This is a genomic window from Anabaena sp. UHCC 0451 (genome assembly GCF_034931405.1).
Taxonomy (GTDB): domain Bacteria; phylum Cyanobacteriota; class Cyanobacteriia; order Cyanobacteriales; family Nostocaceae; genus RDYJ01.
The window spans coordinates 142434-165866 of record NZ_JAYGHA010000004.1 but is presented as its reverse complement, the minus strand read 5'-3'; the positions used below and the strand labels follow the sequence as shown (position 1 = coordinate 165866).

The following is a 23433-nucleotide window of genomic DNA, read 5'->3' as shown; positions in this document are numbered from 1 at the left end:
TGATTTTTGGATCAATCTCCATCTCAAGTCACTGATTTATCCAGGTTTTCCATTTATTCATCAGCATTCAACGGTAATAAAATCATAAAGGATGTTCCCTCACCCAATATAGATACACAGGTAAGTTTACCATCATGTTTTTCTTCCACAATTTCACGAGCAATAGACAAGCCTAAACCTGTTCCCTTACCCACCTCTTTCGTAGTATATAAATATTCAAATAGATGACTTTTCACTTCATCAGACATTCCCATTCCTGTATCTTGAATAGTCACCACAATGGCATTTTCATCAGGGGTTAAATAAGTTTTAATTGTGATTTGATGGTGGCGTTGATCAAATCCAGCAGATTCAATAGCATCAACGGCATTAGCCAATAAATTCATAAACACCTGATTAAGTTGTCCTGGAAAACAATTTAAAACAGGAATATTGCCATACTCTTTTACAACTTTAATTTCAGGACGATTGCCTTGATTTTTGAGACGATGCTTTAAAATTAATAAAGTGCTATCTAAACCATGATGAAGATTAAAAACAACTCTTTTATCGTTGTCACTACGGGCGAAAGTTCGCATAGAATGACTTATTTCGTAAATTCTTTCCGTCGAATTAGCCATTGATTGCAATAATTTAGGTAAATCTTCCTGAATAAAGTCGAGATCACCATCTGCTAATGCTGAGGCTATTTCCCCAGATGCTTGAGGATATTCTCGTTGATAAAGGCTGATTAAACTAAATAAATATTGAATATAATCTTGAGCAGGTTTTAAGTTTCCGGTGATGCAACCAATAGGATTATTAATTTCATGGGCAACCCCAGCAACCAGTTGACCTAAACTAGAGAGTTTTTCACTTTGAATCAGTTGACTTTGCGCTTGTTTTAATTCTGTTAAAGCTTGATTCTTTTCTTTAATTTCTTTTTCTAATGCCATTGTATGCAGGGCATTTTCTGTAGCTATACTAGCTAAATGAGTCGCTTTTTTTAAAATATCTAAATGGTGCTGAGTAGCTTGACAAGGAACAGAATGAGAAATAGCAAATGTGCCTAATACTTCTCCAGTTTTAGACAGGAAAGGAGATGACCAACAAGCACGAATATTATAACTTAAAGCAAAATCTTTAAATTCAGCCCATAATGGATCATTAGCAATATCATTAACAAATACTGATTCTCCCCGATGGGCTGCTGTTCCACAAGAACCAGAACATTCACCAATCATTAAACCGTCTACTCCTTGAGCAAACTCAGCAGGTAAAGTGGGGGCTGCTCCTCCTCTTAAGCAGTTTGCTTGAGAATCGCGGATTAAGATCGAACAATAAGCATTTGGTAAGATTTTTTCTAACAATAAACAAAGATCATTATATATCGCTAATAGATTTTCTCCGACGGCTACCTCTTGCAAAATTTGTGACTGGGTTTGTTCTAAAGAATAAATTCTTTGTCTTTCAATTACAGTGGTAAGTAAGTGAGAAATAGATTGCAAACAGTGAACTTCATCCATAGTAAAGATGCGTTCAACTTTGCTATAGATTTCTAAAATTCCTAATGCTAGTTGCGATTCAGATAGTATTGGTAAACTTAACCCACATTTACTATTAGTCGGTGGTGGTGTAGGATAATCATAGCAGGAATTATGATGAATATGCTTAGTAAGAATTGGTTTGTTAGTGGTGAGTATTTCTTTTAAAGGTGGATAAGAATCCACGCTAATATTATTGATTAATTCTTCAGAAGAAAATCCATAATTGCTAACTTGGCGTAAAGAATGACGATCAGAAACTACCTCCCAAATTCTCACATAATCTACTGCAAAAGTGTCGGCGATTTCTTTGACTACTATTTGGCAGAATAAGTTATAGTTATTTATAACTAATGCTTGTTGTCCTAAAGCCGTGATTAAGCGTTGGTGAGGAGAGACAGCAGCAATAGATGAAGGATAGGAAATAGCCATAATTGTCAGCGCCAATTAATTGTTAAGAACATTGTTAAGAACTATTGATAACAAGTAGATAAATATCAATGAAGGGTAGTTAGACAGTAACATCTAATACGTCTTTTGATAGTTATCACTATCACAATTTATCACAATTAAGTAGGTAGGCTTTGAAAATTGTCGTTGTGGCAAGGCCAAAGGCAAAAGGGGAAAGACTTTTAGCGATTTTACATTTTGTTACATACCTTGGTTTTTTCCTACCAACTTATTTATAGCAGATTGCAGATCAATAAGGTACAGAATCTAGATTGAACCCTATATACAAAGCCAGTTTTACTCCTTAATTCTGACTCCTTAATTCTGCTGTATCACAAATTTAAGTTAGCATTAGCTCCGAAAAATAAATTTACGGTGAAGTAGTATTTGCTTGATATTTGTGCCAGATATCTAATGACTAATCTCAGTCCAACCATGCAAAGGAGCGATCGCTTTTGTGACTAACTCAATCATTTCGGGTGGTGCTGCCGAAAGCAAAACGCTAGGATAAACAGCAGTACCCCACTCAGGATGCACCAGTACACAGCATTTATTTTTAATTACCTGATAATCTAGTAAAGCCTTAGCAACAGCTGTATCATCATGGGGAACTGGACCGGGATGAGAAAGTAAAGGATAACCAGTACGGGGATCAATTAAGTCTGTGACATAGCCGCGATCGCGCAAATTAAACGCCACATCACAACCAAAACGCATAAACTTTTCTCGTAACCGTTCTTTTTCCTTCTCTATTTCCGCAGTCATTTCTAAGAGTGGATATTTTGATTGCTGTAACACAACCACCACCCACAAAAACTGTTGTTGTTTCCAATCTGGTAATATCTGTTCGCAGTTGGCACAGATATATTGACTAGGATTATGAATAGAAATTTGTACAGCTTGTCCCGTTTTGCCAACTAAATTAATGGGATAGCCTTGATCCGAAGTGAAAACACTGGAATAGTTCACCACATTGATTCAGATTTTGCAAGTTTGTTTTTTATTCCTTGCTTATGATAATAACTCTGAAAACTTCTAAAAAATCATCAATATTTTGGTATCTGAATTTAGAAGTTAACAGAGTTGACATTTTAGAGAACTTATCAACCGTGATAGTCAAAGTCTCAGAAGCGTTGATTTTGTTGACTAACAATAGATTAATTTAGTTTTAAAGCATTGACTGGAACTTCATCCCAAGAATCTACTTGACGTAATTGTGCAACCCAACCATTTGCTCTTTGCTGTTCAGTTAAAGTTTTTTTGAATGACTCATGACAATCCTGAGCTTGAGTTTCGTCACAACAAGCAATGCAAGCATGAATCATTCCTGATGGATCAATTTGCTCATTTACCCAAATAATCATAGATACTCCTCTGGAAATTTTTTGGTAAATTTTTAGTAAAACGGTGGTTAATTATTTCAGAATACTATTTAAGTAGTCAATTGTCATAAAAGACTGGCAAATAAAAAGTATCCCAAAATTTCTGGTGGTGTCAGCTGAAAAGCCTGGTAAAAAATTGGCTAATTTATGTTTTGACGTGTCCTAAAATAACCATTTAAGGCTTTTGAGTAGCTATTGCTAATTTTGCTCCTTGCACCTGACGCAAAAGATCCATAACACCCACAACCTGTCCATGAGTAGCATTCTTATCAGCGTTAATAATAATCATCACTTCCGTCGTACTACCCATTAACTCCCGGACTGCTGCTGGTAAACTATTGAAGGCGACTGGTTGACGGTTTAAGCTGATTTTGCCAGTTTGGTCTACAGTGACAGTAATTGGTTCTGCTGAAGATTGTAATTTTGTGGTAGCTGCTTGAGGTAAATTAACCGGTAATCCTTCCGAGCGAGTTAAAAACAGAGTTGACATAATAAAAAATGTCAAAATTGCAAAGATGACATCAATCATAGGTACGATGTTTATCTGTGCGGGAATATCTGGTTCATCGGGTAGGCGCATAGAATTTATATCCCTCTTTCATAGTGACGACGGTATAGTAATTCTAAGTGTCCACCATATTCTTGAATCCAAGCAATTTGGCGGATATAAAGTCCGCGAAAAGTATTAGCAAAAAACAGTGTAAAAATAGCCACGATTAATCCTGTGGCTGTAGATACCAAAGCTTCACTAATTCCCCCTGTGACACCAGTGGCTTTAGTCCCGCCTACATCACCAATATTCAAAGAAGCAAAAGAAGCAATTAAGCCCAAAACTGTACCGAGAAGTCCCAACAGAGGCGCAAGACCAATAATAGTATCAAAAAGGTTTTGAAACCTTTTAAGTAAAGGAATTTCTCCCTGGGCTTCACTTTCTAAAGCCAAGCGAAATTCTTCTGGGGTAGGTTCTTCTAATTCCAAAGCTGCTAAAAAAATCCGCGCAATAGGTAAATCAGCATTTTTTTGCAAATGATCTAAAGCACTAACTACATTACCTTGACGATAAAACTTTAACACCTCCCTGACTACATGATCTTGGCGACCACTAATTTTTACCCAAAAAGTGATCCGTTCAGAAATGAGCGCCACTGCTAACACTGAAAAAAATAGCAGAGGCCACATGACCACCCCACCGGCTTTAAATAGATTACTAATTTCCATTTACTATTTTGTAAATCCTGCACACAGCTAGATTAACAGATTGTTGTCCAGAAACAAGTATCGGTAGGGGATGTCTGGGGTTTGGAGTGCGTTATTTTACAATCCTGTCTGTATTGCTGGGTTAATGGCTGCGAGTTTTTTTTGGTAGAGATTAATTTTGGATTTGTTGTTAGATTATATTATGATTTTCAATGAATGGCAGTACAATATTACTAAAGCACAGATGAAGAAATTTGAGTTAGCAATAGCTCAATATGCTAGTAAAGCAGTTCCAGAAGATGAAAACCAAAAGCTACGCCACCAGGCTCGTATTGATTCACTACAAAGCCAAATTGAGGAGTTTATTCAAGAGATAGAAGAATACGAAAATCTCAAAAATAATCAAAATAAAATTGAGCGATTGCAATATGATAGTTTAGAAAAATTACCAGAAGCATTAATCAAAGCACGGATTATTCGCGGACACACTCAAGAAAGTTTCGCCAAACTTTTAGGAGTTAAACCTCAACAGGTGCAACGTGATGAAGCAAATGGATATGCTAGTGCTAGTTTGACAAAACTTTTGAAAATTCAACACACTCTCAATCTGGAAATTCGGGAGGAAATTATTTTCAAATAAAGAAGTATCAATTTAGTTTTATTCTCATATCCACACCATCACTTTTTAGCTGTCCATCTTCCATATAAATGATGCGATCAGCTATATCCAAGATGCGGTTATCGTGGGTGACAAGCAAAATTGTACAATCTTGTTCTTTTGCTAATTTTTGCATTAATTCTACAACATCACGACCAGATTGTTTATCTAATGAGGCGGTAGGTTCGTCTGCTAAAACTATTTTAGGATGACTAACTAAAGCACGTGCGATCGCTACCCGTTGTTTTTGTCCTCCTGATAAACTTTCTGGATAATAATCAACATGATCACCTAAACCAACTGCTTCTAGCATGGCTATAGATTTGGTGTTGATATCTTGATTTAAATATTGTTCATGCAACTCTAAAGACATTCTCACATTTTCTTTGGCTGTTAAAAATGTCATTAAGTTATGTGCTTGGAAAATATAACCAATCTGACGACGCAATTTAGTTAATTTTCCTTTATTTGCACCACGCATTTCTTGATCTAAGATTTGTAAACTCCCTACTTGAGCAGAACGTAAACCACCCATTAATGATAATAAGGTGGTTTTTCCTGAACCAGAAGGACCAGTCATGATGACAATTTCTCCGGCTTTAATTGCTAAATTAATATCAAACAATACTTGTTTTTTTAATGTTTTTTCGCCAAAAAAATGATCGAGGTTAGAAACATTAATTACTGTTTCTGAAGTCATGTTATTTTTAGCGAAAGTATCTGCGAAATCTGGCGACATAATTATTTTTACCGGTTGTTGATTAGCACAAAATGAGGTACAAATATTTTTGTTCCCTAATGTAGTTAAAATCATGAGATTAAAAAATGTCTGCGGGGTCAGCAGAACGCAATTTTCGCAGAGCGATCGCCCCAGATATACTACACATAATGACAGTCATAATAAATACAGTTACTGCCCGATTTGCTTTCATATAAATGGGTAACATGGTGGCTGCAAAAGTGAGTTTATACAATCCAAAGGATAGAAAAAATGCAGGTAAATAACCCAAAATAGCTAACAATAAAGCCTCTTGGATTAAAACTCCTAAAAGATAATTATCTGTATAACCCATTGCTTTCAGGGTCGCATATTCTGGTAAATGATCAGAAACGTCAGCATAAAGAATTTGGTAAACAATGACAATACCAACAATAAATCCAACTCCTACACCCAAACCAAAAATAAAACCAATCCCTGTACTATTAGCCCAATAATTCTTTTCTTTTTGAGCAAAATCTTCGGGTGTTCCTACTTCCACAAAGGGATTTTTGGGATCTGGATTTAATCCTTTTATCAATTGTGTTTTTATCTGATCAATATCCACACCAGGTTTGAGATTAATTAAACCCACTTCAATTTGATCTGGTTTATGACTAGGAAATAATTGCAGAAAACTTGAATCACTAGCGATCACATTACCATCAGATGCAAAGGAAGCACCATTACTAAATAACCCTTTAACGTTGACAGTTTTGCTATTTAGTTCTGTTTGAAAATTGCCTGTTTTTGTGAAGATATCACCTACAGCACCATATTCTGGACGACTTGCTTGATCAAACATTACTTGATTTAGTGATTTCAGATAATCTTTATTTTTTTGAACTTCGGGAAATTGCAATCCTGGTTTATTTGGATCTACACCCCAAACTAAAATAGATCGCTCAATTCGTGTTTCTGAATTACGCCATTGTCCTGTACCAATGTAAACAAAATTAACTGATTCTACACCGTCATAGCTTAAAGCTTGATACAGTCTTTGTCTAGAAAAGCTTTTGACTGAAAATAAAGTTTGAAATTGGGGATTAATTAATACTAAATCAGCTTGTAAATTCCGATGAGGTTGAATAGCTGAATCAAATAATGCACTTTCAAAACCCATCTGAATAAATATCAGCATATCCGCAAAAGTAATGCCCGCAACTGCAATAGCTAACCGGGTTTTTTCTTTCATTAACTGTCGCCAAGCTAGAGGCGTTTTCTGAAATAATTTATTCACCATTGAAAATATCTTTTTAATGAATACTGTTTGATTTTCTTGAATTAGCGATTACAATTCAATTTCTGTTTGCACTTGCAAGTTAGTTAAACCTGCAATTTTTTTACTGTCTTCAGGAGTCAGCCGAATTTTTACTTCAATAATTCGACTATCTAAATTTTCCCCTGGTTGGTTACTAAATACATTTTGGCGGTTAACTTGTAAACCAATTTGGATAACTTTTCCCCGCAGTTCACCACTGAATGTAGGACTGGTAATTACGGCTCTTTGTCCGAGTTTGACTTTACTAATATCCGTTTGATAAACTTCTGCTACTGCTAACATTTGTTCTGTTTGTGCAAAGTCTGCAATGCCAGAATCATCAATTTTTTCGCCGACACGGGTATGAATTTTGAGAATTTGTCCCGTTATGGGTGCGCGAATAAAAGCCGCTTCCAGGTCGGTTTGGGTGCGTTTGAGGGTAGCGATCGCACTTTCTACTTCTGTTTGTGCTAAATTCACATCTACAGGGCGAACTTCGGCAATACTGTTAAGTTTAGATTTGGCTTCGCTAATTTGCTTATTGCTAGTAGTATTAATTCTATTTAATGTAACTTTTGCTTCTGCTAATTGTTTACTTGCAGTAGTATTAATCCGGTTGAAAACTGCTTTGGCTTCACTGAAGTTTTGTTTCGCAGTTTCAGCATTTAACCTTTTACTATCAATTAAAGAATTAGAAATTGCCCCTTCTGAATATAACTTCTGATAGCGTTGATATTCTAATTTAGCATTGTTAAGTTCAGCAGTTAATTTATTAATAGTTGCTTGTTGGGCAATTCTATCACCTTGCCATTGGGCTTCTATCCTAGCAATATTTTCTTCTTGAGAGTTTTTATCTCCTTCATATTGGGCTTTTATTCTTTCAACACTGGTTTTTTGCGCTTGAATTTCTCCTAGTTTAGCACCAGCTTTTATTTGCTCTAGTTTAGCTTGAGAAACTCTTACTTGTTTCTGGGCTTGTAAAACGGCATTTTGCAATTTATCCCGTGAATCTAAAATTGCAATTATTTCTCCTGCTTTAACTATATCACCTTCTTTAAATTGGATTTTTGCTACTCTATCCCCATCTAAGGCTAAAGGTGCAGATAGTTTAATTACTTCTGTTTCTGGTTCTAGTCTACCTAATGCTGTCACTTTACTAGAAATAGCAGCAGTTTCAGTTAATTCTCCTGTGGCTGCATTATTAACTTTACTAAAATTAGAAACTGCGTAAATTGTAATTCCCGCAGTTATAGCAGTGGCAGCTAAAACTAGGGCAATTAGCCCTTGATTTCCAGGTTTAAATAATAATTTATAACTCATGTTTCTTGACTCCCCACAATAAAAAATCTGCGTTTATCTGCGTTTATCTGCGTTTATCTGCGTTCAATTATTTACCTGTTTTTTTCTGTAAATAAGCTGTCAACATTTCCCCTAAAAGCTGGCATTGTTCCATAAAATCAATTGTTTCATCTCCCCATAGTTTTTCCAAAATTACGCCATTAACAAAGCTCAAAATAAAAGATGCTAAAACTTGATCGTCAATCCCCAAAAATTCACAAGCCGCTTGTTGATATCTTTTGTTAGCACGTTTGAAAACTGTGCTATTATTCAACATGGTTTTTGAGTCTTGATTTTGACAAAAATCAACCCATACATAAGTCCATTTAATTAGATAATCTTCGTTTTTAACTAAATAATTACCCAAAGCTGTCATCATTTCTGAGATGTTATTTTTTCCTCCTAATTCTGCTAAAGCTGTAATTACATCCTGCTGACTAATTTCCTCTACTAGCTGTTCAAATAATGCTTGTTTACTAGGAAAATAATGGTATAGCGTACCCGTGGAAACACTTAAACCCTGAGCAATTTGCCGCATGGTGATAGCTCCATAGCCTTTTTCAGCAAATAAGTCAAAACTCTGGCTGATTAATTCTTTGCGGTATTGTTCATGGTCTACGATTTTGGGCATAACTACTCAATAACTGTTTTTTATATCGAACGGTCGTTATTTTTAATAATAAAAATATATTCTTACATTTGTCAAGGGATAGTCCATGAATTGAATCTCCCAGAAATCAGAAAATTATCTTTACAATTTTACCTAGTTACTTACGGTAAACTACTGAAATCCGATCATAAGAATATGTTTTAAGGAAGATGCGAAAAAAAAATTAATCGTGTATAGGTGCAAAATGTACGTAGAAAAAAGTGAGGAATTAAAACAAGGTGCTGAAAAATGGGAGTGGCGACAGACCAACCACCAGATTCGACATTCAAGCCAAGAACCATTAGAATTGCTCAAAATTATCCTTGCACCCAGAGAACTAAGCGACATTGAAGAAATGGTGTTCCTACATACCTGGAATGGCAAGATGTATCGAGAGATGGCACAGGAAACCCAGTATCAAGAAGGTTATCTCAAAGATATTGGTTCTCAACTGTGGTTATGTCTGTCTGATAAATTGGGCTGTCAAGTGACAAAAAAGAACCTACGGTTGATATTAAAGCAGAATTATCACTTAACCAGATTAAATTTTGATAAACATTACCAATTTCCAGATGCTTGTCAAAAGCTAGAATTTCCGGGATCTCCTTTACCGTTTGGTTCTGATCTATATATTAAGCGATCGCCTATTGAAGATTTAGCGATCGCTACTATTAGTCAAGCAGGAAGTCTGATCCGCATTCAAGCACCCTCTGGTATGGGTAAAACTTCTTTAATTAATCATTTGATGGGATCTGCTAATCAGATGGGGATGCAAACAGTGTTTGTAGATGTGCAGCAAGCAGATACGGAAGTGTTAAGTAATCTTGATCTGTTTTTACGTTGGTTTTGCTGTAACATTGGTCGGCAATTAGACTTAGAACCTAAGTTTGATGATTATTGGTTTGAAGATGCAGGTAGCAAACTTAGTTGTACAACTTACATCCAGGAATATATCTTAAATCAGTTGCAACAACCGATTCTAGTGGCCATTGATAAAGTTCATTACTTAGTTGATTATCCTAATTTAGCAAATAATTTCTTTCCTTTACTGCGTTCATGGTACGAACAAGCAAGAGTGCGTAAAGATTGGCAAAAGCTGAGATTAATAATTGCTAATTCTGGGGAATTAGATTTACCGATTCAGTTTCACCAATCTCCGTTTAATGTAGGTCTACCATTGTTATTACCTGATTTAACCACTACTCAATTACAAGATTTAGCAGATCGTTATCAACTGCACACAGTTGGGATCAAAGACTACCAAAGTCTAGAACCACTGTTTAACCTGATTGGTGGTCATCCATATTTATTAAACCTAGCTTTTTATTGGTTGCGATCAGGATATTTTTCTTTAGCCAGATTGCTGGAAGAAGCACCAACTGACAAAGGAATTTATGGCGATCACCTGCGCCGACAGAGGAGCATTTTGCAACGGAATAATAACTTGATTAAAGCTTTTTATCAAGTGTTATTAACTCCTGAATCTGTGGAGATGGAAATGTCTACAGCTTATGAATTGGAAAGCATGGGATTAGTTAAACTCAATGGGCAGAAAGTCAGTATTAAGTATGAGCTATATCGTCAATATTTTAGTATTCTAGCTGGAGGTTTAAATAGCTAATTATTCTGAGAAGGAAAAATCGTTTCCATCCAACTCTGGAAACTGTCACCTGTCATCACGACAAGATTTTTATGCCTAACGGCACGCTACGCGTTAGCGAAGCTTTCGCTTTAGCGATACAGCAACCCCTATTAATTAAATGCCAAGATAATCAATGATTCAGCATCCCTATAAGGTTGGGGGAAGTCTGACAACAGATGTCGCCACCTATGTTTTACGACAAGCAGACCAAGAACTCTATGAAGCCTTGCTGAATGGGGATTTTTGCTATGTATTCAATGCTAGACAAATGGGTAAATCTAGTTTGCGGGTACGAGTGGAACAGAAACTGCAACAACTGAATTATTGCTGTGTATACCTTGATATGACACAGTTTGGCAGTGAGGAAGTTAGCCATCAGCAGTGGTATCGAGGTATCATGTTAAAGATCCTCCTGAATCTGAATTTGCTGAGTAAATTGGATATAAAAACTTGGTGGAAAAATCAAGAAACACTGCCAATAATCTTACAATTACAGCTATTTATAGATGAAATTTTAGAGCTAATTCCCGATACGAGACTGTTTATTTTAGTGGATGAAATTGATAGTATTCTCAGCTTAGAATTTCCTGTTAATGATTTTTTTGCTTTTATTCGTTCTTGTCATGAACTACGCACCAATAAACCAGCTTATGATCGTTTAACTTGGGCTTTATTTGGTGTTGCTACCCCTGGCAATTTAATTAGCGATCGCAAACGTACTCCCTTTAACATTGGTCGAGCAATTGACCTACAAGACTTTACATTTGCGGAAGCTAAACCACTGCTGGAAGGTTTTCAGGATCATGTAAGTAACCCAGAAGCCATATTAAAAGAAATTTTATACTGGACAGGTGGACAACCATTTTTAACCCAAAAACTTTGTCAAAAAGTTGCCTTGTTAACTCAGGATCGGACAGAGTTGAGCCAAAACCTAATTCCCAGACATGAAGCAGTTTGGATTGCAGAGATTGTGCGATCGCAAATCATTGTTAATTGGGAAGCACAAGATAACCCAGAACACCTACGTACCATTCGTAATCGCTTATTGTACGATGAAAAGCGAGCCAGCAGGTTACTAGGGCTATATCAACAAATTTTAGAGCAAGGCGGAATAGCCACTGATGGCAATCAGGAACAAACAGAACTGTTGTTGTCAGGATTAGTTAGCAAACGACATAGTAAGTTAGTAGCCAAAAATCGCATTTACCAAGCGGTCTTTTCCCCGAACTGGATTCGAGAACAATTGGATAGTCTGCGTCCCTACGCCCAATCTCTTAATGCTTGGGTCGCATCTAACTATATTGATGAATCAAGACTACTGCGGGGTCAGTCCCTGGAAGATATGTTGCTCTGGTCTCAGTACCAAAGCCTGAGCGATCTGGATTACCGATTTCTGGCCGCTAGTCAGGCATTAGACCGACAGGAAACCGTAGCCAAAATAGAGATAGAGAGATTACGAGAAGTGGAAGTCCGCCTGTCTGTTGAACGCCAACGCAGTCTGGAGCAGCAGCAGAGCTTAAAGCGACAGAGAATTTTGCTGGGAGTAGTCACCTTTTTTTTAATGGTTGCCTTTGGGTTGGGATTTGTTGCCCAGTACCAATATCGTCAAGCATCCCTAAGCGAAGCCCGATCCATTATCCGTACCTCCGAAGCCCTATTTGCTTCTAACCAGTCCTTTGAGTCTATGCTGGAAGCAGTCCGCGCCCAACAACGGCTGCGGCTATGGCCGCAGGTTGATCCCACCCTAAAGGCTCAGGCCAATGCCATTTTGGAACGGGTAGTATTAAGTATTCATCAACGCAATCGCCTCGACAGTCACCAGGCAGCTGTTATGACCGTCAGTTTTAGCCCCGATGGAGAAAAGCTGGCAACAGCTGGTGTAGACCAAACCATTAAACTTTGGCATCGGAGTGGGAAACTGTTAGCCACATTGACAGGACATAAGTCCATGATTCGAGTCGTCAAATTTAGTCCTGATGGTCAATGGCTGGCATCTTGTGCAGACAATGGTACTGTCAAAATTTGGACAGCTAATGGCGAGTTAAAACGCACAATTTATACTCAATTGCAAGGCATTTGGGGTCTCGATTTCAGCCCCAATAGCCAAACCTTAGTAATTGGAGGACCTACCAGCAAAATCGAGATTTGGCACATCAATGGGAAACGTATTGGCATCATTGATACTGGTGGCAACCCTTCAGGAGTCCGCATCCTGGACTATAGTCCTAAAGGTGATCGAATTGCGATCGGGGGCAATAACGGTACTGTCACCCTATGGAGTCCCACAGGTCAGCGTCTCCAAACCCTGAATGGTCATCAGCAAGCAGTCCATGCTCTGGAATTTAGTCCCGATGGGGAACTTCTGGTTAGCGGCTCTTTGGATAAAACTATCAAACTGTGGGATCAAGATGGTAAGCTGATCACTACACTGAACCACCACAGTGCAGCATTGGAAGGAATTGCTTTTAGTCCTGATGGCAGTAAATTTGTGTCAGCCAGTCATGATAAAACCCTGGCTTTATGGAGTCGTAAAGGTACTTTATTAAATACATTTAAAGGACACCAATCAGCCATTTGGGAGGTAGCTTTTAGCCCTGATGGAACTACTATCGCTTCGGCTGGGGCTGATAATACGGTATTACTTTGGCAAGCGCACAATTCCTTTCATCAAAGTTTGCAAGGTTTACCCAGCACAACCTTTCTTAAATCTATTTACAGTCACGATGGTAAAACTATAGCCATTACTGGCACAAGCAATAATTTTATCCTGCTGTCACCGGACAAATTAACCTATCAGATCATGGACGCTGATCAGGCAAATGTTACCAACCTCTCCCTGCACCCTACCCAGAATCAATTCCTCTCGGCTGGGGAAAATGGCATCATGAAAGTTTGGGATATGGCAGGTAAATTGTTGCAAACCTTCAGTCCCCAGGATGGAGTAGCATTGGGAGTAGCTTGGCATCCTAATGGGCGAGAACTTGTATCTACTACCTCTAAAGGACAGATATTCCTCTGGACACGGTTGGGACAAAAGATCCGAAATTGGTCTGGGCATCCGACCCCCATTTGGGATGTTGCCTACAGTCCTGATGGCAGCCAGTTTGCCACAGCGGGTAATGAAGGGACAGTTCGACTGTGGACTCAAGACGGTAAATTGCGCCATATTCTCAAGCACGAGGCGGCAGTATGGCGAGTAGCTTTTAGCCCGAATGGATCGCTGGTGGCTTCCAGTAGTGGCGATAAAACCGCTAAAATTTGGCGTACAGATGGGACTCTAGTATCAACCCTCAAAGGACATTTGTCCGCCGTTTGGGGTGTGGCATTTAGTCCAGATGGTTCATTAGTTGCCACATCCAGTATTGATGAAACTGTCAAGCTATGGACAATAGAAGGAAAACTACTGGCAACACTCAAAGGTCATGGATCAGGCATTCGCACCGTAGCGTTTCGCAAGGATGGTCAAATCCTCACTTCACTAGGAGATGATGGTAGCTTACTGCTGTGGAAAATTCCCAATATTCTCAAATTGAAGCATTTAGACTATGCTTGTGATTGGCTGCAAGATTATCTTCAGACCAATGCTGAGGCTAAAGATAGTAATAGGGAATTGCGATCGCTATGTTAGGAGAGGGAACAGGGAAAAGGGAACAGGGAACAGGTAAGGTTTACAGAAATTTTTTCTTCAATAACTAGGGGCTGCTGAATAAATCTCAAAACATTACAGGTAAACGGTTTTAGACATTTTGATTTTCAGAAAGTGCAAGATTTTATGACGTGGGAACTTGAAAACCTTGCATTTAAGTTTGATGCAAAGGAAAAATCTCTCCCATCCAACTCTTGAAACTGTTCCCTGTTCCCTGTTCCCTGTTCCCTGTTCCCTGTCTCCACGAAAAGACTTTCTCAGCAAACCCTACTTACTGTGAAAGATTAGATGCCTAACTGAAGAAGAAACCAGTTGTGTTCGTGGTATTAAACAAATTCACCTCAACATCTGCGGGGTTAAAGCCTGTGGTGGCGCTGGTTGTTAGTAACAAAGCTCCTTTGCCAAAGCCCGCATTATCCGCTACACCATCTCCGAGTCGGAATTGGGTACTGGTTCCTGATACTCGCACATCAATATAGTTGATACCTGTGAAGTTGAGGCGATCGCCACCAATACCCCGGACAAAGTTAAAGACACTATCAAAGCCATCACCACTGTTGTAGTTAACGACATCGGTAACGGTATCAGTTCCGAGATAAAGGCGATCATTACCTAATCCTCCAGTGAGGTTGTCATTACCTGCACCCCCTGACAACAGATCATTAGCTGCTCCTCCTGTGAGAGTATCATCGCCATCTCTTCCGTAGAGATTGGCACTGGTGGTAGTTAAGGCAGAAGCATCAAAGATATTATTACTGACTCCTGCTGTTAATTTGACAATTTCGATATTGCTGAAGGTATCTGTCCCCAGTCCTGTCAGAGTTCCTTCTGTGACTGTGAAGTTAACATCTGCTGATTCAGATATAGTATCTCTACCATCCCCTCCATTGATGTTGTCATTACCTAATCCTCCAGTGAGTTTGTCATTACCATGAAGACCATTAAGGACGTTATCATTGCTATTTCCTAATAGACGGTTGTTGATGGCATTGCCTGTGCCATTAATGGCTGTTCCTTGTAAGATGAGATTTTCGACGTTCTCCCCTAATGTGTAGTCAACAGTTGTGTAAACCGTATCTCTTCCTTCATTAAGGTTTTCTATGACAGTATCTCCACTATTATCTACATAGTAGGCATCATTACCCCCTCTGCCGATCAGAGTATCTGCACCTATTCCACCATCCAGTACATCATTGTTTTCGCTACCTGTTAAGGTATCATTAGGATTATTGGTGACAGTGACAGCGATATCTTGAGTAACGAGATTCACACCATCACTCACTTGAACTTGAACGTTGTAAATGTTATCTGTTCCTACATCAACTGGAGTGTCAAAGTCAGGGGGAGTATCAAAGCTTAAAACTCCTGTATCAGAGATGATCGTAAACCTGGCAGCATCGTCTCCACCTGTGATGCTATAGGTTAGAACTAATCCTTCTGGATCAGTAGCTATAACATTACCCACAGAGGTCGTATTTTCTGGCACATTAAATGTTGTGGCACTGTTGATGATTGGAGATTGATTGTTTGTAATTAGAGTGAAAGTATCCCCAGTTTGGAAATCAACACTGTTGAAGGTGACTATACTACTATTAAAACTATTGGCTGCAATTTTTACACTGTCATTTTTGAGTAATAGGAAGTCTGTGATTTCAGTTCCTGTAACTGTGATATTTGTTAAATCGAAGCTTAAATCTACAGCACCGACATCTCCAATTTCAGAAATAACCCAATTACGGTCAAGTCTAGTTAGAGATGAGATAGAGGTTTCAGCGATCGCTCCATCATCATCATTGTCATTTCCCCAAAGGAGAAATTCGCCATTGCTTAAATCTGACGCGTTACTGATTGTAATAATATCGTCAGCGTTGACACTACGGGAGGTAAGTTGTTGAAGAGAGTTAACATTGTCAATACCGATCGCCGCAATATCATGGGAGTAACTACTGTTAACAGTTGCATCCCACAGTATATTACCTTGAGAATCTGTATAATCCAGCCCTGGACTCAGTGGTATCCCATATTTAATGGCAAGGTAAGACTCAACTTTATTGCTTTCTGCATCAGTCAGAGCGGAGTTATAAACCAGAATTTCCGCAATATTGCCATTAAAGTATGAGTAATCCACAAATGGTCTAAAGGCTGAAAATGCTAGAATTGAGCAACAAAAATAGCTAGAACAATATCTACATTAGTAATAACTGTGAATATCCTTTCAAATAAAAAAATGTTCAACCAACCACAAGACAAAGATAATATGTTAACCAAAAGCCATGATCATGCACCTTGGAAAAAAGCAGCTGCTTCTTTATCCTTGGTGTTGCTGGGTTCAGGGATGACTTTTGCAGGTGGCTATCTAGCAAATAACCAACAACAGGTAGCTGAAAGTGCATCTAAACTAGCTGTGGGGAGAGTAAATGCAGCAACGCCATTACCAGGAAACACAGATCCTAATTTTATTACTCAAGTTGTACAAAAAGTAGGACCTGCGGTGGTGCGGATTAACTCTTCCCGCACTGTTCAAACCAAGTTACCAGCAGAATTTAATGATCCCATTTTCCGCCGCTTTTTTGGCTCACGATTACCCCAAGGAGGAAATCGAGTAGAACGGGGTGCGGGTTCAGGTTTCATTATTAGTGGTGATGGACGTATTCTGACTAATGCTCATGTAGTGGAAGGTGCGGATACGGTGACTGTCACCCTCAAGGATGGACGCACCTTTAAAGGTAAAGTAGTGGGAACAGATGAGTTAACTGATGTTGCGGTAGTAAAAATTGAGGCGAACAATTTACCTACCGTAACTTTGGGTAATTCTGATCAGTTACAACCGGGACAATGGGCGATCGCCATTGGTAATCCCCTGGGGTTAGATAATACAGTAACCACAGGTATTATCAGCGGTACTGGACGTTCTAGCAATCAAGTTGGTGTTCCCGATAAGCGAGTAGAATTTATTCAAACCGACGCAGCAATTAACCCCGGTAACTCTGGCGGTCCTTTGCTAAATGCGCGAGGTGAAGTAATTGGCATGAATACAGCTATCATTCAAGGAGCGCAAGGCTTAGGATTTTCAATTCCCATCAACACAGCCCAACGCATTTCTAATCAACTTATAACTACAGGTAAAGCGCAACATCCATATTTAGGAATTCAGATGGTGGGTATCACACCTGAGTTAAAGCAAAGAATTAACTCAGATCCCAACAGCGGTTTAACTGTGAATGAAAATAATGGCGTGTTGATAGTTAAAGTTATGCCTGATTCGCCGGCATTTAAAGCGGGAATACGTGCTGGAGATGTGATCCAAAAGCTGAATGGTGAATCCGTGATAGATGCTACTGCTGTTCAGAAAGCGGTGGAAAAAGCACAAGTTGGAGGTAATTTGCGCTTGGATTTGCGTCGCAATGGAAGAAGTATCAATATCGCCGTCAGACCTGGTACTTTTCCCACAAATGTTCAATAATAAGTAGCTCAATCAAAAAACCTCATCTAATTAGCTAGGGTTTGCTGAGAAAGTCTTTCCGTGAGGGCAGGGAACAGGGAACAGGGAACAGGGAACAGTTTCAAGAGTTGGATGGGAGCGATTTTTCCTTTGAGTAGCAATTAAATGCAAGGTTTTTAAGTTTCCACCTCGTAAAAGCTTGCACTTTTTTTTACTTGAAAACGGCTTAAACCCTTTACCCGTAATCTTTTCATGTTTATTCAGCAAACCCTAGCTAAATCAATACCTTGTCCATTTTCTGCTTTGTTGGGTTAAGCGACAGCGCAACCCAACGCATTTGTTGGGTTTCATGCTTCAACCCAACCTACAAATCAAGGCTTTTCCAATTTGAACAAGGTATTGCTAAATAATGAATTTTTTATTATTTTCTATTCCCTGCCTAAACAGATTGAATGACTATTCAAAGAGATATGAGACAGTAGGAAATACTAAAAGCAAACATAAACAAAAGCACGGGAATCACTGTAATAAATTCTAGTTTGCGATTTTTAATTATTTTTAAGCAAGATAAGGGAATAACTACAGGCCAGAAGATAGTAGTTATTAAACACATGACCAAAGAGAAAAATTTATCCTCTGGAGTAGATGTAGGATGACGGAGGGTAAACCTTAGCCAATTGGTAAAAAAATAGCAAGTCATTAGTAGGTAACTAATCACTAAAGTCAATTGGATCTGAGTCACTGTTTGCACTCCTTAAATTATGTGAGATTGTGTCATATCCAGCAATGGTGTCTGTATATTGCAGCTAAATGAGGTGCAAAATCTAATCACAAAGCCTGGTATTAGGGCTAATTGCAGTAGTTATTAGCTATTCTCACCTTGGTATAGCACAGGTCTAAAAAAGTGGCAAACGAAATGCAGCATCTACTACATTCTGAATTGATGTAGTAGAACTAATACAGCACGGCGTAAATAAACCAATCATTGTGAACTATCGACAATCCTCTGCTGTCTTCGTTTTGACTTTTGACTTTTGACTTCCGCTCTGCGGTGCTAGGTAGTGTGCAAAAACAAAAAGCAAAAAAATTCAGCAGCTACATGGAAATTTAAACTTGAGAAGTGGAGGAAGAGCGATAACTATAGCCGACATGAGAATCTTTTTGAATGTATTGTTTAATGCTGTCAAAATCCACGAAGTAATCAGCCACATCAATCAGACTATCGCTAGTCATGCTTTGCAGTCCAATTACTTCTACCCTTGATCCCAAGCTGGTAACTGCACTGACAGCATAGGATAAATCTCCATCCCCACTGACTAAGACAGCAGTATCATAGTAGGGAGCTAGAGTAATCATATCAACAGCCATTTCCACATTCAGATTCAGCTTTTTCCCATTCTCGGCAATTGCAAGTATGTCTTTAGTGACTACACGATAGCCATTGCGACGCATCCACAACAAAAATCCCTGTTGCTTTTCTTTGCTGGCATCAACTCCAGTATAAAAGAAAGCCCTTAACAGGCGAGAACTTTGAGTTAAACGACACAGTAATTTAACATAGTCAATTTCAATCCCTAGTTGTAGGGCTGCATGAAATAAGTTTAAACCATCAATAAAAATTGCTACTCGACCGCGATTGGGATCATCCCCAATGCTCATGTCAGTGATTGTCTCTTGTAGCTTGATTTCTCGACTTTTAGCAGTAGTTTTGAGCGTGGCTGAACCTTGCCAATGTGGTTTTTCTTTAAGTTCTTTATATTCGTTTGTTTTTTTGCTAAGATTAGTAAAACTCATTGATACCTCTAGATTTTAAATTTGGATGTTTTTGCTAAATTGCTAATATCTAGTATAGTCTGTGCTAACTTTATTACTGTTGTAATAAACGTATCAGGAAATTGCCTAAAGAGGCTAGTTGCAAATAAACTTAACTTACAGCAAAATTCAGGAGTCAGGATTAAAAGGCCACTTGATACTTGATTTTCGAGTTAAATTTTCCTGTTTATTTACCTGCAATCTGCTGTGTTTCAACCCCCGATATTGGCACAGTGACAAACATTAAAAAATTGTTAAAAAATTGTGATGATTTTAAGTTAAAGTGGCTTGGGTGCTTTCAGTATTGAATACAGTAGGGGGGGTTAGGCCTTGTATGGTGAGAACAGAGCAATGAGCGTGATGTAAAACGTAGTTGCTGACACTACCTAAGAAAACTTCACTGATCCCACTACGACCCCGACGACCGACGATGATTAAGTCAGATGACCAACTTAAAGCTAATTCACAAATAATGCGGCCTGCATCACCTACCGTTTGGGTAAACTCAGTTTTGACACCGGCATTTACAGCCGTTTGAGTTAGCGATCGCAACCAATTTAGTCTATCTTGTCTGAGTTCATCCCAAGCCTGCATATATTGATTAATGGTATCAGTATGCAAAGTAGGATAAATTGTTTCTGGTTGCAAAAATATCGGGTTGATATAAGGATCTTCTAAGGGTGAGAGAATGTGAAGCAACATCATTTCAGCTTCACTGCTCTGAGCTAAAGATAAAGCTTGTTCAAAAATATACTGACTCCGGTCAGAATTATCTAAAGCAACTAAAATTTTGTGAAACATAGTTAAGTATTCCTTATGGAGTATCTCAAATCTATACCTATTGTAGTTTTTATCTGCATATAGCTTGAGCTATATTGGCCATATTAATCAATTTTTTGTAAATATGCAGAAATAGTAACTCATCAACTTGATTTTCATCAATATTGTAATTTTGTTGTAAGAATTCAAGGGGAGCATCCCAGTGAAAGAAAAAATAAACGCTGCCATACTGAAAACTCTCTTAAACCCTCTTAACTTTGTGTCCTTTGCGTCCTTTGCGGTTTATTCATATCAAACCTGGGAGCAATTGCCAGATTTCCTAAAAATAAACTTACACATTTGGGATGCTCCCAATTCAAGAGTAGAGACGTTTCAGCAAACATCTGGAGCAGATTCGCAAGACGCTGTAATAACTGGAATTAAATTAACAGCTTAGAGGTTTTATTAAGAAATAGCAAACATGATAGTAAAAATCCTCTTTCTTCTGGTGTATAATTCGGAATTTTAAATATTATTTTAAATAATAAATAAATAATTAATAGAGAAAAAGTTATCAACAATCTAAAATTGCCAGTCTAAAATTAGGAACAGGAGGTGATAGTAATGATGAGCAAATTTCCTAACCGCACCGAAGCCGGACGAATGTTAGCACAACAGTTAAAATCTTATGCTAATCAAGAAAACTTGTTAGTATTAGGATTGCCGCGTGGGGGTGTACCAGTAGCATTTGAAGTAGCCAAAGCCTTAAATGCGCCTTTAGATATTTGTATAGTGAGAAAACTCGGTGTACCTGGTCAGAAAGAATTAGCAATGGGAGCAATTGCTGCTGGGGGAATGGGGGTACTAAATTACGATGTCATCAATACTTTGGGAATAGATAAAGAAGTGATTCAGGTAGTTGCTGCTGAGGAATTACAGGAATTAGAAAGACGAGATCGCACTTATCGAGGTGATGCTCCACCTATCAACGTCAAAAATAAAACGGTAATTTTGATAGATGATGGCATTGCTACTGGCTCAACCATACGTGCTGCAATTGCTATTCTTAAACAACAACAACCTACAAAAATTATTATCGCCATTCCCGTTGCACCTGCTGACACTTACCAAGAGTTGAAATCGGAAGTAGATGAAATAGTGTGTTTACAAATCCCAGAACTAATGTCTGCGATTGGGTTTTGGTATGACGACTTTTCCCAAACTACCGATGAAGAAGTAAGCCAATTATTAGCCAATTTTGGACTTTAGATTTTATTTTCTATCTTGATCTTACTTGAGATTTTAAATTGCTGTTTTCTCTGCATGATTACCCATTATCTAAAAGGTTAAACTAATGAATGATCCACAACTTTGGAATGTTTTAGAGCAAATAGTTACTATTGAGGTAGGATTTCTGAGACTCAAAGGAGAATTAGTTATACCCCCAGAGGCTAAAGGAATTGTCGTATTTGCTCATTGTAGTGGTAGTAGTCGCTATAGTACCCGCGATCATTATTTAGCCCATTTGTTACGTCAGCAGGAAGGATTAGCGACTATATTAATAGATTTATTGACCGAAGAAGAGGATGTAATTGATCAGCGTACTCAGCATTTTCGTCATGATATTAATTTTTTAGCTTCGCGGTTAATTAGTGTGACAGACTGGTTGTTTGAAAACCCTATTACCCACGATCTAAAAGTTGGTTATTTTGGTGTAGATAGAGGTAGTGGTGCAGTATTTTTAGCCGCATTAGCTCGTCCCATGAATGTGGGAGCAATTGTTTGCCGCAGTGGTTATACTGATTTGGTAAGTGAGAGCCTTTCCTATATGCAGTCTCCTACGTTATTGATTGTTGGTGGTAATGATTGCGCGATCATTGCCATGAATGAGGATGCACTGTCACAAATTTCTACCCAACATAAGCAACTAGAAATTATTCCTGAAGCCAGCCATAAATTTAGCGAACCTGGGGCGATGGAGGAAGTAGGAAGATTAGCAAGTCAATGGTTTAAATATTATCTTTCACCAATTGAGGAGAGAGAATTGCATTTACACGCGATGTCGTTATCTGAATAATGATAAATGCTTAACTATGTCTTTAGGTATAAGGCTAATGTAACTATTTGTGCTAGAGTAAGGGAGTGAGAAAAGATCGATTAGTTCAATCTTAAAGACTAGAAATACTGAGGATAAACAGCAAGGTATAACCTTGACAAATTTTTTGTAATTATGAGTATTCAATTCCCTCTTTCCGAGCCGCAGGAGTGAATACATAAATATAACCCAAATTTCAAGAAATAGCATCCTTGAATAACTGTGCATGGGTTAAATAGCGGTAACTTGAATCTAATGTAGAGAACCCTATCTATATTCCGGCTATACATAAGGAGACTTGTGAGGTGGGAAACTCTCAAGCTCGGCCTTGAATTAGAGGTAAAGAGTGGCAATATTCTCATCGACTATAACGGTGATGCAATTTTGAATTTACTTGATCTTGGTCTTGAAAATTAATACGGAGAATGTTATGAACTTAGAAAATCGGGTTAAAGCAACTGCCAAAAATATTGAAGGCAAAGTTCAAGAAGCCGTAGGCAATGTTACGGGAGATCCTCAAGCTCAAGCCGAAGGTAAGGAAAAACAAATCGAAGCAAGCACTATTCACGTTGTTGAAAACGTGAAAGATGAAGTCAAAAAAAATATTGACTAAGAATAAGAGTGTTATTTTTCTAGAAAGTATAAATAGCAATTCCATTATTAATACCAGGGCTTACACAACTGGCATATTAGTAGAGTGCGTCAGATGTGAAAAATCTATTTAGTGGCAGGATTTATGCAGTCTGACGCACCCTACAAGAGAAATTTGATGTGACACTTGCGTAAGTCCTATAGGACTCATATTTGAATTTTGAAAAAATC

At 38.3% G+C, this 23433-nt stretch carries 19 protein-coding genes; 7 read left to right on the top strand and 12 right to left on the bottom strand.

The genetic code is table 11. The features are described from left to right. Positions 1 to 53: 53 nt before the first annotated feature. From VB694_RS04630 to VB694_RS04610, 5 genes are all read right to left on the bottom strand, one after another. Positions 54 to 1955: an ATP-binding protein gene (locus tag VB694_RS04630; RefSeq protein WP_323359140.1), complete on the bottom strand. Its 1902-nt coding sequence runs from the start codon at positions 1953 to 1955 to the stop codon at positions 54 to 56. Between the two features lie 429 nt (positions 1956 to 2384). Further along, entirely contained in the window at positions 2385 to 2945 is a 561-nt protein-coding gene (locus tag VB694_RS04625; RefSeq protein WP_323359139.1) for a methylmalonic aciduria and homocystinuria type D protein, read from the bottom strand. Between the two features lie 185 nt (positions 2946 to 3130). Beyond that, positions 3131 to 3337, bottom strand: coding sequence for a glycogen debranching protein (locus tag VB694_RS04620; protein ID WP_323359138.1), 207 nt, complete (start codon positions 3335 to 3337; stop codon positions 3131 to 3133). A 193-nt stretch (positions 3338 to 3530) separates the two neighbouring features. After that, positions 3531 to 3935 (bottom strand): biopolymer transporter ExbD, encoded by a 405-nt coding sequence (locus VB694_RS04615; RefSeq protein WP_323359137.1) that lies wholly within the window; start codon positions 3933 to 3935, stop codon positions 3531 to 3533. A gap of 5 nt (positions 3936 to 3940) precedes the next feature. Continuing rightward, complete coding sequence (locus VB694_RS04610; RefSeq protein ID WP_323359136.1) at positions 3941 to 4573, bottom strand: MotA/TolQ/ExbB proton channel family protein; 633 nt, start codon at positions 4571 to 4573, stop codon at positions 3941 to 3943. 181 nt (positions 4574 to 4754) lie between these two features. Between VB694_RS04610 and VB694_RS04605 the strand changes: the two genes are divergently transcribed. Next, positions 4755 to 5192, top strand: a complete 438-nt coding sequence (locus tag VB694_RS04605; protein ID WP_323359135.1) for a helix-turn-helix transcriptional regulator — start codon at positions 4755 to 4757, stop codon at positions 5190 to 5192. 7 nt (positions 5193 to 5199) lie between these two features. On the opposite strand, the gene VB694_RS04600 is transcribed toward VB694_RS04605, so the two are convergent. The 4 genes from VB694_RS04600 to VB694_RS04585 all read right to left on the bottom strand — a co-directional run bounded on the left by VB694_RS04600 (position 5200) and on the right by VB694_RS04585 (position 9197). After that, the gene (locus VB694_RS04600; protein WP_323359134.1) at positions 5200 to 5949 is read right to left on the bottom strand and encodes a DevA family ABC transporter ATP-binding protein; all 750 of its coding nucleotides are present in this window, start codon (positions 5947 to 5949) and stop codon (positions 5200 to 5202) included. Positions 5950 to 6028: 79 nt separating this feature from the next. Next, positions 6029 to 7210: an ABC transporter permease DevC gene (devC, locus tag VB694_RS04595; protein WP_323359133.1), complete on the bottom strand. Its 1182-nt coding sequence runs from the start codon at positions 7208 to 7210 to the stop codon at positions 6029 to 6031. 48 nt (positions 7211 to 7258) lie between these two features. Continuing rightward, positions 7259 to 8548 carry an ABC exporter membrane fusion protein gene (locus VB694_RS04590; RefSeq protein ID WP_323359132.1) on the bottom strand — a complete coding sequence of 430 codons (1290 nt, stop codon included), beginning with the start codon at positions 8546 to 8548 and terminating at the stop codon, positions 7259 to 7261. Positions 8549 to 8615: 67 nt separating this feature from the next. After that, a complete protein-coding gene (locus VB694_RS04585) occupies positions 8616 to 9197 on the bottom strand; it encodes a TetR/AcrR family transcriptional regulator (RefSeq protein ID WP_323359131.1) in 582 nt (193 codons plus the stop codon). Positions 9198 to 9420: 223 nt separating this feature from the next. Between VB694_RS04585 and VB694_RS04580 the strand changes: the two genes are divergently transcribed. Both VB694_RS04580 and VB694_RS04575 read left to right on the top strand, forming a co-directional pair. After that, positions 9421 to 10836 carry an AAA-like domain-containing protein gene (locus VB694_RS04580; RefSeq protein ID WP_323359130.1) on the top strand — a complete coding sequence of 472 codons (1416 nt, stop codon included), beginning with the start codon at positions 9421 to 9423 and terminating at the stop codon, positions 10834 to 10836. 154 nt (positions 10837 to 10990) lie between these two features. Further along, complete coding sequence (locus VB694_RS04575; protein ID WP_323359129.1) at positions 10991 to 14485, top strand: AAA-like domain-containing protein; 3495 nt, start codon at positions 10991 to 10993, stop codon at positions 14483 to 14485. 310 nt (positions 14486 to 14795) lie between these two features. Here VB694_RS04575 and VB694_RS04570 read toward each other — a convergent pair whose 3' ends face one another. Next, positions 14796 to 16631, bottom strand: a complete 1836-nt coding sequence (locus VB694_RS04570; RefSeq protein ID WP_323359128.1) for a hypothetical protein — start codon at positions 16629 to 16631, stop codon at positions 14796 to 14798. 99 nt (positions 16632 to 16730) lie between these two features. Here VB694_RS04570 and VB694_RS04565 point away from each other — a divergent pair, with 99 nt between their 5' ends. Further along, the gene (locus VB694_RS04565; RefSeq protein ID WP_323359127.1) at positions 16731 to 17966 is read left to right on the top strand and encodes an HhoA/HhoB/HtrA family serine endopeptidase; all 1236 of its coding nucleotides are present in this window, start codon (positions 16731 to 16733) and stop codon (positions 17964 to 17966) included. Positions 17967 to 19052: 1086 nt separating this feature from the next. Here VB694_RS04565 and VB694_RS04560 read toward each other — a convergent pair. After that, positions 19053 to 19739, bottom strand: coding sequence for an NYN domain-containing protein (locus tag VB694_RS04560; RefSeq protein ID WP_323359126.1), 687 nt, complete (start codon positions 19737 to 19739; stop codon positions 19053 to 19055). A 291-nt stretch (positions 19740 to 20030) separates the two neighbouring features. Next, the gene (locus tag VB694_RS04555) at positions 20031 to 20558 is read right to left on the bottom strand and encodes a universal stress protein (protein WP_323359125.1); all 528 of its coding nucleotides are present in this window, start codon (positions 20556 to 20558) and stop codon (positions 20031 to 20033) included. Positions 20559 to 21140: 582 nt separating this feature from the next. Here VB694_RS04555 and VB694_RS04550 point away from each other — a divergent pair. The 3 genes from VB694_RS04550 to VB694_RS04540 all read left to right on the top strand — a co-directional run bounded on the left by VB694_RS04550 (position 21141) and on the right by VB694_RS04540 (position 23224). Beyond that, positions 21141 to 21785: a phosphoribosyltransferase gene (locus tag VB694_RS04550; protein WP_323359124.1), complete on the top strand. Its 645-nt coding sequence runs from the start codon at positions 21141 to 21143 to the stop codon at positions 21783 to 21785. A gap of 85 nt (positions 21786 to 21870) precedes the next feature. Then, the gene (locus VB694_RS04545; RefSeq protein ID WP_323359123.1) at positions 21871 to 22593 is read left to right on the top strand and encodes a hypothetical protein; all 723 of its coding nucleotides are present in this window, start codon (positions 21871 to 21873) and stop codon (positions 22591 to 22593) included. A 448-nt stretch (positions 22594 to 23041) separates the two neighbouring features. Next, a complete protein-coding gene (locus VB694_RS04540; protein ID WP_323359122.1) occupies positions 23042 to 23224 on the top strand; it encodes a CsbD family protein in 183 nt (60 codons plus the stop codon). The last annotated feature ends 209 nt before the right edge of the window (positions 23225 to 23433 follow it).

Excerpts from the sequence above, each read along its gene's own strand:
- VB694_RS04630 (WP_323359140.1), bottom strand. The coding sequence starts at position 1,955 with ATGGCTATTTCCTATCCTTCATCTATTGCTGCTGTCTCTCCTCACCAA.
- VB694_RS04620 (WP_323359138.1), bottom strand. The coding sequence starts at position 3,337 with ATGATTATTTGGGTAAATGAGCAAATTGATCCATCAGGAATGATTCAT.
- VB694_RS04615 (WP_323359137.1), bottom strand. The coding sequence starts at position 3,935 with ATGCGCCTACCCGATGAACCAGATATTCCCGCACAGATAAACATCGTA.
- VB694_RS04610 (WP_323359136.1), bottom strand. The coding sequence starts at position 4,573 with ATGGAAATTAGTAATCTATTTAAAGCCGGTGGGGTGGTCATGTGGCCT.
- VB694_RS04605 (WP_323359135.1), top strand. The coding sequence starts at position 4,755 with ATGATTTTCAATGAATGGCAGTACAATATTACTAAAGCACAGATGAAG.
- VB694_RS04600 (WP_323359134.1), bottom strand. The coding sequence starts at position 5,949 with ATGTCGCCAGATTTCGCAGATACTTTCGCTAAAAATAACATGACTTCA.
- devC (WP_323359133.1), bottom strand. The coding sequence starts at position 7,210 with ATGGTGAATAAATTATTTCAGAAAACGCCTCTAGCTTGGCGACAGTTA.
- VB694_RS04590 (WP_323359132.1), bottom strand. The coding sequence starts at position 8,548 with ATGAGTTATAAATTATTATTTAAACCTGGAAATCAAGGGCTAATTGCC.
- VB694_RS04585 (WP_323359131.1), bottom strand. The coding sequence starts at position 9,197 with ATGCCCAAAATCGTAGACCATGAACAATACCGCAAAGAATTAATCAGC.
- VB694_RS04580 (WP_323359130.1), top strand. The coding sequence starts at position 9,421 with ATGTACGTAGAAAAAAGTGAGGAATTAAAACAAGGTGCTGAAAAATGG.
- VB694_RS04575 (WP_323359129.1), top strand. The coding sequence starts at position 10,991 with ATGATTCAGCATCCCTATAAGGTTGGGGGAAGTCTGACAACAGATGTC.
- VB694_RS04565 (WP_323359127.1), top strand. The coding sequence starts at position 16,731 with ATGTTCAACCAACCACAAGACAAAGATAATATGTTAACCAAAAGCCAT.
- VB694_RS04560 (WP_323359126.1), bottom strand. The coding sequence starts at position 19,739 with ATGAGTTTTACTAATCTTAGCAAAAAAACAAACGAATATAAAGAACTT.
- VB694_RS04555 (WP_323359125.1), bottom strand. The coding sequence starts at position 20,558 with ATGTTTCACAAAATTTTAGTTGCTTTAGATAATTCTGACCGGAGTCAG.
- VB694_RS04550 (WP_323359124.1), top strand. The coding sequence starts at position 21,141 with ATGATGAGCAAATTTCCTAACCGCACCGAAGCCGGACGAATGTTAGCA.
- VB694_RS04545 (WP_323359123.1), top strand. The coding sequence starts at position 21,871 with ATGAATGATCCACAACTTTGGAATGTTTTAGAGCAAATAGTTACTATT.
- VB694_RS04540 (WP_323359122.1), top strand. The coding sequence starts at position 23,042 with ATGAACTTAGAAAATCGGGTTAAAGCAACTGCCAAAAATATTGAAGGC.